Source organism: Pseudarthrobacter defluvii, from assembly GCF_030323865.1.
Lineage (GTDB): Bacteria > Actinomycetota > Actinomycetes > Actinomycetales > Micrococcaceae > Arthrobacter > Arthrobacter sedimenti.
The window spans coordinates 1,509,449-1,522,621 of sequence record NZ_CP066362.1 but is presented as its reverse complement, the minus strand read 5'-3'; the positions used below and the strand labels follow the sequence as shown (position 1 = coordinate 1,522,621).

General features: G+C 67.3%; 14 protein-coding genes. 3 read left to right on the top strand and 11 right to left on the bottom strand.

Annotation, left to right across the window (positions count from 1 at the left end):
- Positions 1-9: 9 nt before the first annotated feature.
- The 3 genes from JCQ34_RS07010 to JCQ34_RS07000 are packed head-to-tail and all read right to left on the bottom strand — an operon-like array spanning position 10 to position 3,002.
- Entirely contained in the window at positions 10-1,701 is a 1,692-nt protein-coding gene (locus JCQ34_RS07010; RefSeq protein ID WP_286403183.1) for a ribonuclease J, read from the bottom strand.
- Between the two features lie 40 nt (positions 1,702-1,741).
- On the bottom strand, positions 1,742-2,650 hold the full coding sequence (gene dapA, locus JCQ34_RS07005) for a 4-hydroxy-tetrahydrodipicolinate synthase (RefSeq protein ID WP_286403182.1): 909 nt from the start codon (positions 2,648-2,650) through the stop codon (positions 1,742-1,744).
- Between the two features lie 58 nt (positions 2,651-2,708).
- Positions 2,709-3,002, bottom strand: a complete 294-nt coding sequence (locus JCQ34_RS07000; RefSeq protein ID WP_286403180.1) for a hypothetical protein — start codon at positions 3,000-3,002, stop codon at positions 2,709-2,711.
- A gap of 297 nt (positions 3,003-3,299) precedes the next feature.
- On the opposite strand from JCQ34_RS07000, the gene JCQ34_RS06995 reads away from it, so the two are divergent.
- Complete coding sequence (locus JCQ34_RS06995) at positions 3,300-4,535, top strand: heparan-alpha-glucosaminide N-acetyltransferase domain-containing protein (protein ID WP_286403178.1); 1,236 nt, start codon at positions 3,300-3,302, stop codon at positions 4,533-4,535.
- Positions 4,536-4,697: 162 nt separating this feature from the next.
- Here JCQ34_RS06995 and JCQ34_RS06990 read toward each other — a convergent pair whose 3' ends face one another.
- The 8 genes from JCQ34_RS06990 to JCQ34_RS06955 form a co-directional block, all read right to left on the bottom strand.
- Complete coding sequence (locus tag JCQ34_RS06990; protein WP_286403176.1) at positions 4,698-5,666, bottom strand: TM2 domain-containing protein; 969 nt, start codon at positions 5,664-5,666, stop codon at positions 4,698-4,700.
- A gap of 298 nt (positions 5,667-5,964) precedes the next feature.
- Positions 5,965-6,438 (bottom strand): hypothetical protein, encoded by a 474-nt coding sequence (locus JCQ34_RS06985; RefSeq protein WP_142134541.1) that lies wholly within the window; start codon positions 6,436-6,438, stop codon positions 5,965-5,967.
- 3 nt (positions 6,439-6,441) lie between these two features.
- Positions 6,442-7,212, bottom strand: coding sequence for a 4-hydroxy-tetrahydrodipicolinate reductase (gene dapB, locus JCQ34_RS06980; protein ID WP_286403172.1), 771 nt, complete (start codon positions 7,210-7,212; stop codon positions 6,442-6,444).
- Positions 7,213-7,294: 82 nt separating this feature from the next.
- A complete protein-coding gene (locus tag JCQ34_RS06975) occupies positions 7,295-7,759 on the bottom strand; it encodes a molybdenum cofactor biosynthesis protein MoaE (RefSeq protein WP_286403170.1) in 465 nt (154 codons plus the stop codon).
- Entirely contained in the window at positions 7,749-8,273 is a 525-nt protein-coding gene (locus JCQ34_RS06970; RefSeq protein WP_286403168.1) for a MogA/MoaB family molybdenum cofactor biosynthesis protein, read from the bottom strand. The genes JCQ34_RS06975 and JCQ34_RS06970 overlap by 11 nt, the downstream gene beginning before the upstream one ends.
- The gene (gene moaC, locus JCQ34_RS06965; protein WP_286403166.1) at positions 8,270-8,761 is read right to left on the bottom strand and encodes a cyclic pyranopterin monophosphate synthase MoaC; all 492 of its coding nucleotides are present in this window, start codon (positions 8,759-8,761) and stop codon (positions 8,270-8,272) included. Before moaC ends, JCQ34_RS06970 begins: the two co-directional genes overlap by 4 nt.
- The gene (locus JCQ34_RS06960; protein ID WP_286403164.1) at positions 8,749-10,008 is read right to left on the bottom strand and encodes a molybdopterin molybdotransferase MoeA; all 1,260 of its coding nucleotides are present in this window, start codon (positions 10,006-10,008) and stop codon (positions 8,749-8,751) included. Before JCQ34_RS06960 ends, moaC begins: the two co-directional genes overlap by 13 nt.
- A gap of 23 nt (positions 10,009-10,031) precedes the next feature.
- Entirely contained in the window at positions 10,032-11,552 is a 1,521-nt protein-coding gene (locus JCQ34_RS06955) for a molybdopterin-dependent oxidoreductase (protein ID WP_286404355.1), read from the bottom strand.
- Between the two features lie 227 nt (positions 11,553-11,779).
- Here JCQ34_RS06955 and moaA point away from each other — a divergent pair, with 227 nt between their 5' ends.
- Both moaA and JCQ34_RS06945 read left to right on the top strand, forming a co-directional pair.
- Positions 11,780-12,898, top strand: a complete 1,119-nt coding sequence (moaA, locus tag JCQ34_RS06950) for a GTP 3',8-cyclase MoaA (protein ID WP_286403162.1) — start codon at positions 11,780-11,782, stop codon at positions 12,896-12,898.
- A gap of 5 nt (positions 12,899-12,903) precedes the next feature.
- The gene (locus JCQ34_RS06945) at positions 12,904-13,170 is read left to right on the top strand and encodes a MoaD/ThiS family protein (protein ID WP_286403161.1); all 267 of its coding nucleotides are present in this window, start codon (positions 12,904-12,906) and stop codon (positions 13,168-13,170) included.
- Positions 13,171-13,173 lie beyond the last annotated feature (3 nt).

Genomic DNA, 13,173 nt, shown 5'->3' with positions numbered 1-13,173 from the left:
CGGGTGTTGTCAGGCTTCGAGCACCACGGGGATGATCATGGGCTTGCGGCGGAGCTTCCGGTTGACCCACGTTCCGACAACCCGGCGGACAACCTGCTGGAGCTGGTGGCTGGTGTGGTCGGCGTGGTTCTGGACTGCTTCCTCCAGGGCCGCGTTGATCTTGGGGATGATGTCGTCGAAAACCGAGTCGTCCTCAGCCACGCCGCGGGCGTGGATCTCCGGACCGGATACCACCTTGCCGGTGGCGCGGTGGATGACCGTGATGATGGAGATGAAGCCTTCGTCACCGAGGATGCGGCGGTCCTTGAGGTCGGCGTCGGTGATCTCGCCCACGCTGGAGCCGTCCACGTAGACGAAGCCAACCTCCACCTGGCCGACAATGTCTGCCTGATGGTCGCGAAGGTCGATGACGCTGCCGTTGTCCGCGAGGATGACGCTGGCCTCCGGCACGCCGGACTCGATGGCGATCTTGCCGTTGGCGAGCAGGTGGCGGGTTTCGCCGTGCACGGGCATGGCGTTGAGCGGTTCCAGGATGTTGTAGCAGTACAGCAGCTCGCCGGCGGCAGCGTGGCCGGAGACGTGGACCTTGGCGTTGCCCTTGTGGATCACATCGGCGCCGAGCTTGAGCAGGCCATTGATGATCCGGAACACGGCGTTCTCGTTGCCCGGGATGAGGCTGGAGGCCAGGATGACGGTATCGCCGTCGCCCACCACCACCCGGTGGTCGCCGTTTGCCATGCGGGACAGGGCGGCCATCGGCTCACCCTGCGAACCGGTGGACATGAGCACCACGCGGTTGTCGGGAAGGTTGTCGATGTTCTTGATGTCGACAATCAAACCTGCGGGAACGTCCAGGTAGCCCAGTTTTTCGGCGATGGCCATATTGCGGACCATGGACCGGCCCACGAAGGCCACCTTGCGGTTGTGCTTGGCTGCCGCGTCCAGCACCTGCTGCACGCGGTGGACGTGGGAGGAGAAGGACGCCACGATGATGCGCTTGGTGGCCTGGCCGAACAGCCGCTCCAGCGTGGGGCCGATTTCCTTCTCGGCCGTGGTGAATCCGGGGACGTCGGCGTTGGTGGAATCGGACATGAAGAGGTCCACGCCCTCTTCGCCGAGCTTGGCGAAGTGCCGGAGGTCGGTAATGCGCCCGTCCAGCGGCAGCTGGTCCATCTTGAAGTCGCCGGTGTGCAGGACGGTGCCGCCCGCAGTGCGGATGAACACGGCCAGGGCGTCCGGGATGGAGTGGTTCACGGCCACGAACTCGCATTCGAAGGGCCCGAACTTTTCCACCTGGCCTTCTTCGACGGTCAGCGTGTAGGGCCGGATGCGGTGTTCCTGCAGCTTGGCCTCGATGAGTGCGAGGGTCAGCTGCGATCCCACCAGCGGGATGTCGTTGCGCAGTTTCAGCAGGTACGGCACCGCGCCGATGTGGTCCTCGTGGCCATGCGTGAGGATCACGGCCACGACGTCGTCCAGCCGGTCCTCAATGTAGGAGAAGTCCGGCAGGATCAGGTCAACACCGGGTTGGGTTTCCTCGGGAAAGAGGACGCCGCAGTCCACGATCAGCAGTTTGCCGTCGATTTCGAACACGGCCATGTTCCGGCCGATCTCCCCCAGCCCGCCAAGCGGGACGATCCGCAGCGTGCCCTGGGGCAGGCGCGGAGGGGTGACAAGGCCGGTAAGGGCAGTTTGGGTCATAGTGCACTACTTTCCAGGCGGAAGGGTGCCGGTCTTAGCCTTAGGAGAAGACCAGCCCCGCTTCCGCCAAATCCCCGCGGATGGTTTCGATCTCGGTTTCGTCCGGCTCCACGAGGGGCAAACGGACAATCGAGTTGGGCAGGACTCCCTGCCATTTAAGAATCTGTTTGGCCGCCACGGCCCCCTGGACGCGGGTCATGGTGGCGCGGACCACGGGCTGCAGCTCGAAGTTGATCTTGCGGGCGGTCCCAAGGTCGTTGGCGTTGACGGCGTCAATCATTTCGCGGAAGCGGCGGGTGGCGACGTGCGTGGTGACACCCACCAGCCCGACGGCGCCCAGCGCCATCCAGGGAAGGGTCAGTCCGTCGTCGCCCGAGTAGAACAGGAGGTCGGTTTCCGCCATGACGCGCGTGGCGGCGGTGAGGTCCGCCTTGGCGTCCTTGACGGCGACGATGTTGGGGTGCTGCGCCAGCCGGATCATGGTGTCCGGTTCGATGGCGATGGAGGACCGGCCAGGGATGTCATAAAGCATGACGGGGACGTCCACGGCGGACGCGATGGTCTCGAAGTGGGCACGGACGCCGGCCTGGCTGGGCTTGTTGTAGTAAGGGGTCACCAGGAGGAGGCCGTCGACGCCGAGGGCTGCCGCCTGCTGGGAAAGGTGCACCGAGTGCGCGGTGTCGTTGGTGCCCGTACCGGCGATGATCGCAGCGCGGCCGCCGACGGCATCCTTCACGGCGCGGAACATACCGAGGTTCTCTTCGTCCGTCAGGGTGGAGGTTTCACCCGTGGTTCCGGTGACCACCAGCCCGTCACAGCCGTCGTCGACCAGCTTGCTGGCAAGCGCTGCCGCCTGGTCGTAATCCACTGCGCCGTCCTTGGTGAACGGCGTGACCATGGCGGTCAGGAGGGTACCGAGGGCAGGGATGTGCGCGGAAGAGTCAGCCATGGAAAAAACGTTACCCTGTCCCCGGCTGGTTAGGACAATGCCACGGGCGTGACGAACGTCAAATACTCTGGCCGCCGGGCCGTGGCGCGTTTGTTCCGGCATGGCAATAGCGTCCGACGGCGGCCTGCCGGAGGTCCTCAGCCCAGGACGCAAGCCGCTGCGCAGCCCGCACATAGTGGAACAGCTCCGTTGGCGTCAGGGCATCAATGTCGGTCTCCGCCAGCCGCCGGGCCAGCTCGGCCCCTTCCGGCTGGGCAGCAAGGCTGATGCCCTCCCGCTCCCACTGGACATCCTCGGCCGGACGACCCGAGACGAGTTGCCGGAAAAGATAGTCCACCACCCCGGGGCTCATTGCCTTCAGCGGGCCATCCCCGGCTGCGGCGTCGTCAGACGACGGACCGGCCGGCCGGAAACCTGCCGGTAATTCCCCTGACCGACAGTTCCCGGACTGCAACTGTCCCGTGCGCAGATTCCCCGGCTGGCTGGATCCCCGCGGGGCAGGGGCTCCGGATGATGGCGTCTTCATGCAGCCATGCTATTCGAACATATATTCGAATACAAGGGGGTCCCGTACCGCCGCGACCCCTTCACCGCTTGGGGGTCACCTGCTTGACAGCAAGGCCGCCAGTGCATGTGAGACGATCTGGTCATGACGTCCCGAACCCCGGCCACCCGGTCCCGGAAGACCCCAGGCCGGCCACAACCGGGGCGCCTTCGGGGCATCGACGCCGCCCGCGGCCTGGCGCTGCTGGGCATGATGGCCACGCACCTGCTGCCGACATTCGAATCGAATGCCAACCTCACCCCAACCTGGATCGGCCTGACATTCTCCGGGCGGGCCGCGGCACTCTTCGCCGTCCTGGCCGGCGTGGGGCTTGCCCTCTCCACCGGCAGGGACAAGCCCCTGGAGGGCGCCGAACTGTCCGGTGCCCGGCGAGGAGTGGCGCTGCGCGCCCTGGTGATAGCCGCCGTCGGACTCACCCTGGGCGGTCTGGAAGTGAACGTGGCCATCATCCTGGTCCACTACGCCGTGCTGTTCCTGTGCATCCTGCCGTTCCTGGGACTCGGCGTAAAGCGCCTGTGTGCGTGGGCTGCAGGCTGGATCCTGGTATCACCGGTGCTGGCTTACCTGCTGCGGCCCTGGCTCCTTGCCCCCGAGCCGCCCCTGAAGCTGGGCCACAACCCAAACTGGGAGGACCTGGGAACCCCTTCGAGGCTGCTCGCGGACGTGTTCTTCACCGGGTATTACCCGGTGGTGCAGTGGCTGTCCTACCTGCTGGTGGGCCTGGCCATCGGCCGTCTGGTCCTCACCAAGGCGCTGGTTCCCGTCCTGCTGCTGGTGGGCGGAACCGTGGTGGCCGTGGCCGCCAAGACCCTGGGCACAGCCGCCATGGAGGACTGGGGCGGCCGGGCGGCACTGGAGAAGGTCCTCGACTCGCCGGGCTATCCGCTGGGCAGCGTGCTGCAGGTCAACCTGGCGGGACTGCCGCAGGAGGGCTCGTGGTGGTGGCTGGCATCCGCCGCACCACACTCCGGCACCCCGCTTGACCTCCTGCACACCTCGGCCGTGGCGGCGGCCGCCATCGGGGCCTGCCTGCTCCTGGGACGGCTCGCAGAATGGGTGGACCTGGACCTGCTGCTGCCGCTGCGGGGAGCCGGCGCCATGACGCTGACCCTGTATACCGTGCACGTGTGGGTGGTCTCCGGCTTCTACCTCAAACCCCTGCCCGCGGGCTGGACCGAAGACGGCATGTACTTTGCCCATGCAGCGGCCGCCATCGTCATTGGCATGGTGTTTGCCGTGCTGGGGTGGCGCGGTCCGCTGGAATGGGTCGGCCACGCGGCGAGCCGCGTGGGCCGGGGCGGCCTCAAAGCCCTGCAGTGAACGGCAGCCATCAAAGGACGGGCGGCCAGCCAGAGACGAGCGGCCATCCAAAGACCGGCTTCCACCTGACGATCCGTTTGTCGGTTAACGGAAAGGAACCCGCGGCCCACCACAAGATGGGGCCGCGGGTTCCTTTTTGAACACCTGCCGGGAGTTGGCTGCTTACTGGGCGGTCAGGTTGAAGGTGGCCGCCTTGTCGCCATAGTCATCAAAGACCACTACCTGGACCGGACCCTTTTTCACGTCGAACGCAATAATCCCCTTGCGGGCATCGCCGGCACCTACCTCATCGGTGGGCAGCGGTCCCAGCTTCTCGTCCAGGTACACCATCTCGCCCTCCTTGCCGTCGGCATCAAGGACGCTGAAGTTGGAGGGGCTGGAGAAGCTGCTGCCGGTTTGCGTCTCCCAGGAAACCTCTACGGCAAAGAAGCCACCGTTCTTTGCAGTCATGTAGTCCATGCCGGGAATCTTGTCCGTGTAGATGGAGTCGAGAACGCTGACCTTCACGGTGTTTCCTTCGGACACGGTGGCCACCGTGGAGTTCGCTCCGGCCGCGCTGCCGCCGGTCTGGCTTCCGCCGGAGGGGGCAGGCGCGGCCTGGGACGCCGAAGGAAGTTCAGGTGCCACGGGTACCTTCCGGGCATCGATGGCCGCACCAACCATGGCGATGGACGCGATAGCCAACAGAATCCCGGTAATAATGCTGACCAGCCAGACGACGGCAGTGATGATCCACGCCTTCTTCTTGTTTTCCTGGTAGCCCTCCAGCGGACGGCCGTCCTTGTCCCGCGTGTTTCCGGTCAGGGTCATGATCAGGTCCACAATCGACCAGATGCCCGCACCGCCGGCCGTGAGCAGCTTCGCCACGCCGGTGCCGGTCTTGCCCAGGTAGAAGCGGTCCACACCGAAGGTACCCAGCAGGAGGGAAAGGAGCCACGTGACCATGAAGGACTTCCGCGGCGCATCGGAGTAGGGACCCTGGCCGTAGGGCGCGGACTGGTATTCCCCCTGCGGACCTGCCGGATACTGCCCCTCGAAAGCGGGCTGCGCGCCAAAGGAGGAAGGCGGCGGCGGAATGGGGGGCGCCGACGGTCCGTTCTGCTGCGGGTGGGGGTAATTCGGGTGGCTCATTGATGGTCCTTCTGTGCGGTAACAGGGGTGCGGTGATAAGGGTGCAGTGGTCAGGATGCAGCGTCAGGCCTCCGGCGTCCGGGCACGCGGAACGACGGCGTCTGCGGGAAAGGGGTGGAGCTGCTGGGGCCGCGCCGGCGATATGTTGCCGCACCAGTGGAGCGGACAGTGCCGACGGTAGTGGCCATCCTCATGCTTTCCCCCAAAGCTAAAGAGTGTGTACTAAGTCAACCTACCGTGGACGGTAAAAAGCCGCGATGGGCAGAAATGCCCATCGCGGCGGGAAGCACCCCGGAAGCTAGGACGCGGCGGTGAAAAGCTTCACGGCGTCGCGCATGGATGCCCGGGCACGTTTACGGTCCCCGGCGGCGTCGTAGGCGCAGCTCAACCGGAACCAGGAACGCCAGTCGTCGGGAGCGGCCTCAGCCTCGGCCCGGTACTTTTCGAATTCGGCATCTGCAGCGGCCCGGACGATCCGGCCACCGGGCGTGCGCGGAAGCTCGTCCACCGGCAGGCCGCCTTCGGCCTCCAGGACCTTGGCCATCTGTTCGGTACGGGCCCCGAACATCAGCTCGCGGATCAGGGCCCAGGCGCCAACAATGGGCAGCACCAGGTAGGCGGCGCCGATGGCCTTGGCGGTCAGGTTGGCGTCCGACAAGAGCAGGAGGGAGCGCTGGAAGGACACCACCAGGTAGAACACCAGCAACAGCGTCACCGCTGCCACCCAGATCTTGGTGCGGTTCTTCCGGAAGCCGGCTGCGAGCCCGTTCACGGCCTAGAGTCCCAGGTCCAGGTAACCGTCCAGGCCCACGGTCAGGCCGGGGTGCGCAGCAACGTTGCGGACGCCCAGGAGCACGCCCGGCATGAAGGAGGCACGGTCAAAGGAGTCGTGGCGGAGGGTCAGCTGCTCACCGGGACCGCCCAGCAGCACTTCCTGGTGTGCCACGAGCCCGCGGAGGCGCACGCTGTGCACGCGGACGCCATCCACTTCGCAGCCGCGGGCACCGGGGCGTTCACTGGTGGTGGCATCGGGGCTGGGCGGCAGCTGGGCGGCAGCACGTTCGGCGGCGATCAGCTGTGCAGTGCGGACGGCGGTGCCGGAAGGCGCATCCACCTTGTCCGGGTGGTGCAGTTCGATGATCTCCACCGATTCGAAGTACCTGGACGCCTTCGCGGCGAACGCGGAGGCCAGCACAGAGCCCAGGGCGAAGTTCGGTGCGATGAGGACGCCCGCCTCAGGGTGCTCCGCCAGCAAAGATTCCAGCGCGGACAGGCGGTCCGCGTCCCAGCCGGTGGTGCCCACCACAGCGTGGATTCCGTGCTCGACGGCGAAGCGGACGTTCGCTTCGGTGCTTTCGGGGACCGTGAGGTCCACCAGGTATTGGGCACCTGAGGCGGTCAGCTGCTCCAGTGCGTCACCCCGTCCCAGGGCTGCGACGAGCTTCATGTCGGGAGCGGCGTCGATGGCCTTGACGGCCTCGGCACCCATGCGTCCGTTGGCGCCGAGGACGGCCACCAGCTTGGGAACGGAGTGTTGTTCGGTCATGGCATTAACCCTACCGGCGCCGGTGGTTGGTGCAGGAACCGGGCGGCGTGCGTTACCTCGCAGTCGGGATCAGTGGTGGGGGTCAGCCGCCGGCGCCGACCCATTCCACGGTGCCGTCGGAGAAAAACTGTTCCTTCCAGATGGGCACCTGTTCCTTGATGCGGTCCACGAGTTCGGAGCAGACGGCGAAGGCCTGGCCGCGGTGTGCGGCGGAGACGGCGCACACCAGCGCGGGGTCGCCGATTTCCAGCATGCCGATCCGGTGCGCTGCCCAGATCCGGACAGGCTGTTCAGCCCCGGCGTCCCCTTCAGCGCCCTGTTCGGCTACAAGGCGCGCGACGACGTCGGCCATCACCTGGTGTGCCGTGGGGTGCGCGCTGTAGCTGAGGCGCTGAACGGCCTTGCCGCCGTCGTGGTTCCGCACCACGCCGCTGAAGCTGACCACGGCGCCGGCCGTATCGCTTTCCACCGCGGCAATCGCCTGGTCCACGGAGATGGGATCCGCACTCAGGACTGCCCTAACCACTTCGTATGCTTCAGTGCCCATGTCCGCCTTCCAGCTGGTCGCAAAGGTGCCCGATCAGCGGGTCCAGGACGGTGAGCCCGTCCATGACGCCCTTCGGTGATCCGGGCAGGTTGACGATGAACGTGTGCCCGGCGGCACCGGCGTAGCCACGGCTCAGGGCGGCGAGCGGGGTTTTGGCAGCGCCCGCGCGCCTGATCGCCTCCATGATCCCGGGAATTTCGCGGTCCAGGAGCGGCAGGGTGACGTCCGGCGTGCGGTCGTCGGGGCTAAGCCCGGTGCCGCCGCTGGTGATGATGACGGCGGGGTGCTGGGTTAGGAGCGCCCTGATGGCGGCACCGGCCGGGTCACCGTCGGGGACAACCATGGCCGGGAACACGTCGAAGCCGTGCTCGGCGAGCCAGTCAGTGACCACGGGGCCGGTTTCGTCGTCGTAGATGCCGGCAGCCGCACGGGTGGAGGCGATGACGACGCCGGCCTTCCGCCCCTGCACCTCGCCGTGCACGTGCGGGGCCGCCGCGCTGAAGGGTGAGGTCACAGTGCCCAGTCTCCGCTCTTGCCGCCACTCTTGGCCAGCACCTTGATGTCAGTCAGCACGGCGTGCTTGTCTACGGCCTTGATCATGTCGTAAACGCTCAGGGCGGCCACAGACACCGCGGTCAGGGCCTCCATCTCCACGCCGGTGACACCCCTGGTCTTGACGGTGGCGCCGATGGTGACCGCATCAGCGCCAAGGTCAAGGTCAATCGTGACCTTGGACAGCGGCAGCGGATGGCAGAGCGGGATCAGGTCCGGCGTCCTTTTGGCGGCCATGATGCCGGCCACGCGGGCAACGGCCAGGGCGTCCCCCTTGGGGAGCCCGCCGGTGCCCAGGAGCTGCATCACTTCGGCGGTGGTCCGGACCGTGGCGGTGGCCGTCGCTTCCCGGGTGGTCTCTGCCTTGGCGGAAACATCCACCATCTGGGCGCTGCCGTCCTGGCGCAGGTGCGTCAGCGCGGGAGTCTGTTCTGCATTCACAGCATCCATACTTCCACCTCCTCCCCGGCAGCGAGTTCCGTTACGCCGGCAGGAATGTGGACCAGGACATTCGAGCCCGCGAGCGCGTGCATCAGATGGGAGCTCTCGCCGCCTTCCAGCCGTACCGTCCCGTCCGGCTGGAGGCTCCCCCGCCGGACCTGGTGTTTGGAGCCGGGGGACGTGAGCTGCCGGGCTTGCCCCTCAAGATCAAGGCGGGCGCGCAGGGGCAGCCGGGGCGCCGGCGCCCCCAGCAAGGCCGACAGGGCGGGGCGGAGGAACATCTCGAAGGACACCAGGCAGCTGACCGGATTGCCGGGAAACCCAAGGAAGGGGACGCCGTCGAACGTTCCGATTCCCTGGGGGCCGCCGGGCTGCATGGCGACGTGCAGGAAGTCGACCGGTTGTTCGGCCATGGCCTGCCGCACCACCTCGTAGGCTCCCTTGCTGACGCCGCCGGTGGTGACGATCAGGTCCGTGTCCCGGCCTTCGGTCCGCAGCAGCGCCTGGAGTTCCGCAGGGCTGTCCGTGGAGATCCCGGCTCGGCGGACGCGGAGGCCTGCCTGCGTCATGGCCGCTTCCAGGAGGGTTCCGTTGGAGTCGTAGATCTTGCCCTCCGGAAGCGCCTGCCCGGGTTCCACGACTTCGTCCCCCGTGGTGACGAGCAGGACGGTCACCGCCCGGTACACCTCCACCTCCGCCATGCCAAGGGCGGCGAGCAGTCCCAGCTGCGCCGGCCCCAGGCAGGTTCGGGCGGCGAGCGCCCGCTCCCCCGCCGCAATGTCGCTTCCGGCGGCGCGCACGTATGTTCCGGGGGCCGTGGCAGGCAGCGTCACAACAGTGCCGTCTTGTTCCGGAAGGAAGTGGTCGGGCACCGCTTTTTCAATAGGTACGACGGCGTCAGCCCCCGCCGGGATCATCGCACCTGTCATGATGGGCGCCGCAGCCCCCGGGCCAAGCGGCTGCGGGCTCGACCCGGCGGGAATGGGAGGCATGATGCGCAGCTCAGCGCCGCCGTCGGGGATGTCCGCGGAACGGACAGCATACCCGTCCATCTGGGAGTTGGCGAAGGGGGGAAGATTGAGCGGAGCAAGGATTCCGTGCACCACCGCCCGGCCCAGGGCATCAGGCAGGAGAACAACTTCAGCGCGGGATTCTGCCGCCAGCGGGGCGAGGAGGTCAGTGACTGCGGCCAGATGCGCGGCGACGGAGCGGGCGTTGTGGGCCTTGCCCGCAGGGGCGTGATGCGCAGTGGTCATGGGTACGCCTTTGGTCGCGGCCGTCAGGATTTCACGTCCACTCTAACCGTGTGGAATCCGGTGGCCCCGTCAGGCGCGGGCGGCCGTGATGTTTCATCCTGGGGCCGGCCGTTCATGTCGCTGGCGCGGACCTGGACTTCGTACTGCCCCGGTGAGAGGTCGACCGCCAGCTTCCACTGGTACCAGGTGTCCGCGGAGATGCCGGGCGCCAGCTCAGCTTCCCGCCAGGGCCCCCGGTTGAGCCGCACTTCCACCTTCCCGATGCCGGTGTGCTGGGCCCAGGCGACGCCGGCAAATACAACGGTTCCCGGGCTGACCGGGCGCCCGCTGCGCGGCACGTCGATGCGCGACGACGTCTTGATGGGTCCGCGCTCGGACCAGCCCCGCGGGGTCCAGTACCCGGCGTCGTCGGCAAACCTCGTGACCTTGAGTTCCGTCAGCCACTTGGTTGCCGAGACATAACCGTAAAGGCCGGGGACAACCAACCGGACGGGAAAGCCGTGCTCCAGCGGCAGCGGTTCACCGTTCATGCCGACGGCCAGCAGGGCATCCCGGTTATCCGTCAACACCTCCAAGGGCGTTCCGGCGGTCCAACCGTCGGTGCTGCGCGAGAGCACCATGTCGGATCCCGGCTGCGGTCCTGCCAGTGCCAGCAGGTCCCTGACCGGCCAGCCCAGCCAGCGGGCGTTGCCGATCAGGTCGCCGCCCACGTTGTTGGAGACGCAGGCGATGGTGATGTGGCGTTCGGTCAGGGGTTTGGCCATCAGGTCCGCGAAGGAGAGCTGGACCTCCCGGGCCACCATACCGGTGACTTTGAGCAGCCAGGTATCCGGGTTGACCGCCGGGACGGTGAGGGCTGTGTCGATCCGGTAGAAGTCACGGTTTGGCGTGACCAGCGGCGGCATTCCCGCCACGCCGGACTCCGCGGCCGCCGGGATTGGCGGCGCCGGAGATGCCGGCGTTGGAAGGGTGATGCGGGCCCTGGCTTCGCTGACCGCGTTGGCGGCACCGCGCCAGATGCCCGCCAGCAGCCCTGCAACCCCAGCGGCCGCTGCCGTGCCGGCAAGGGCCTGGAGGAAGCTGCGGCGTGAGCGCGCAGCTGTGGCATCCGGAGTGCTTTCCCCGTCTGGGGTTGAAGCAGTACCCTCCCACGCCGCCAGCCGCCCCACCAGGAGCCGCAACAGCACGACGGCGGCAGCCGCGGCCAGGAGCGGCAGGACAACAGCGACCGGGGTCACCTGGGAACGCGTCAGCACGGCTGCCGCCCCGGCGAGGCCGAAGATGCCCACCAGGACGGCCCCAGTGAACCGCCTCCGGAACTCAAGCACTCCAGCCAGTCCCGCCAGCCCGGCGATGACCAGCGCCATGCCCGTCAGCAGGGCAGCCTTATCGGCCGTACCGAAAAGGGAGATGGCCCAGTCCTTCACACCGGGAGGAACGGCATCGATCACCACTCCGCCGACGGCGAACAACGGGGACAGGGACGGGCTGGCGAATCCTGCCAGCAACTCCCCCGCGGCGACCCCGCCGGCGACGGCCACCATCCCGGCGGCAGCGGCCCAACGCCCCCTTGTGTCCCGCACCCTAGCGCGCGGGACTCCCGGTTGCCGGACGGAACGTTCCGGCCGCCCCTGAAGGCCGCCGCCGTCGTCGTCCGCCCCGTACCTGCGCCCGGAACTCTTCACAACTCCCAGCATAGGTTCGTGGCACCTGGATGACGCCGGGCCTCTGATGGTGTGATGCGCGGCTCAAGGTGGCGTAGCCTGAATTCATGAGTGTCCAGCTAGGCATGCCCCAGCCGCCGGAGGAAGCAGCATCGGCTGTGCCCGGACGCCGCCCCGCGGATGCACCGGCCGGCCTGGCGGACCGGTACGGCCGCCGCGCCACGGACATGAGGCTGTCCCTGACCGACAAATGCAACCTCCGCTGCACCTACTGCATGCCTGCCGAAGGCCTCGAGTGGTTGGCCAAGCAGGCAGTCATGACCGGCGAAGAAATCGTGCGGATCGTCAAGGTGGGCGTAGAACAGCTGGGCGTCCGGGAGCTGCGGCTGACGGGCGGCGAGCCGCTGGTCCGGCACGACTTGGTGGACATCATCGCAGCCCTGCGGCGCAACCACCCCGGCCTTCCGATCTCCATGACCACCAACGGCGTTGGCCTGGCCAGGAAGGCCGCCGCCCTGAAAGACGCCGGGCTGACGCGCATCAACGTGTCGCTGGATTCCCTGCATGAAGAAACGTTCACCAAGCTGACCCGCCGCCCCTTCCTCGACCAGGTCCTGGCCGGTGTGGACGCCGCGTGGGCTGCCGGGCTGGGACCCGTCAAACTGAACGCCGTCCTGATGCGCGGGATCAACGATGCCGAGTCACCGCAACTGCTGGCCTGGGCCCTGGAGCGCGGATACGAACTGCGGTTCATCGAGCAGATGCCCCTTGATGCGGACCACGGCTGGACGCGCCGCAACATGATTACTGCCGCAGAAATCCGCGGGCTGCTGTCCAGGGATTTCGTCCTCAGTCCCGATCCCCGGGAACGCGACGGCGCCCCTGCGGAACGCTTTGAAGTACGACGCCGGGTGGCCGGCACTGCGGATCCGGAGGGTCCCGTTCTGGGAACCGTGGGGATTATCGCCTCCGTCACCGAGCCGTTCTGCTCCGACTGCCGGCGCACCAGGATCACCGCCGAAGGCAAGATCATGAGCTGCCTGTTCTCGCGCGAGGAATACGACCTGCTGGGCCTGCTGCGTGCGGGCGCAGGCGACGCGGAGCTGGCGCAGCGGTGGCAGGACGCAATGTGGATCAAACCAAAGGCCCACGGTATGGACCACGTGGGACTGGACGCCCCGGACTTCGTCCAGCCGGACCGCAGCATGAGTGCCATCGGGGGCTGACTGGAATGCTTGTACGTTACTTTGCTGCCGCACGCGCCGCCGCGGGTTTCGAGGAAGAAAAGTTCAACCTGCCCGACGGCGCTACAGTTGCGGATCTGGTGAAAGCTGTAGCGGCCGTGGAGCGGCCGGAGCCCCCAACGGGAACCCCGCCGCTTCCCCGGATCCTTTCCCGCAGCAGCTTCCTGCTCAATGAGGTGGCCGTGCGGGACCATGCAACCGTGCTGGGTCCCGACGACGTGGTGGACGTGCTGCCGCCCTTCGCGGGGGGCTAGCGG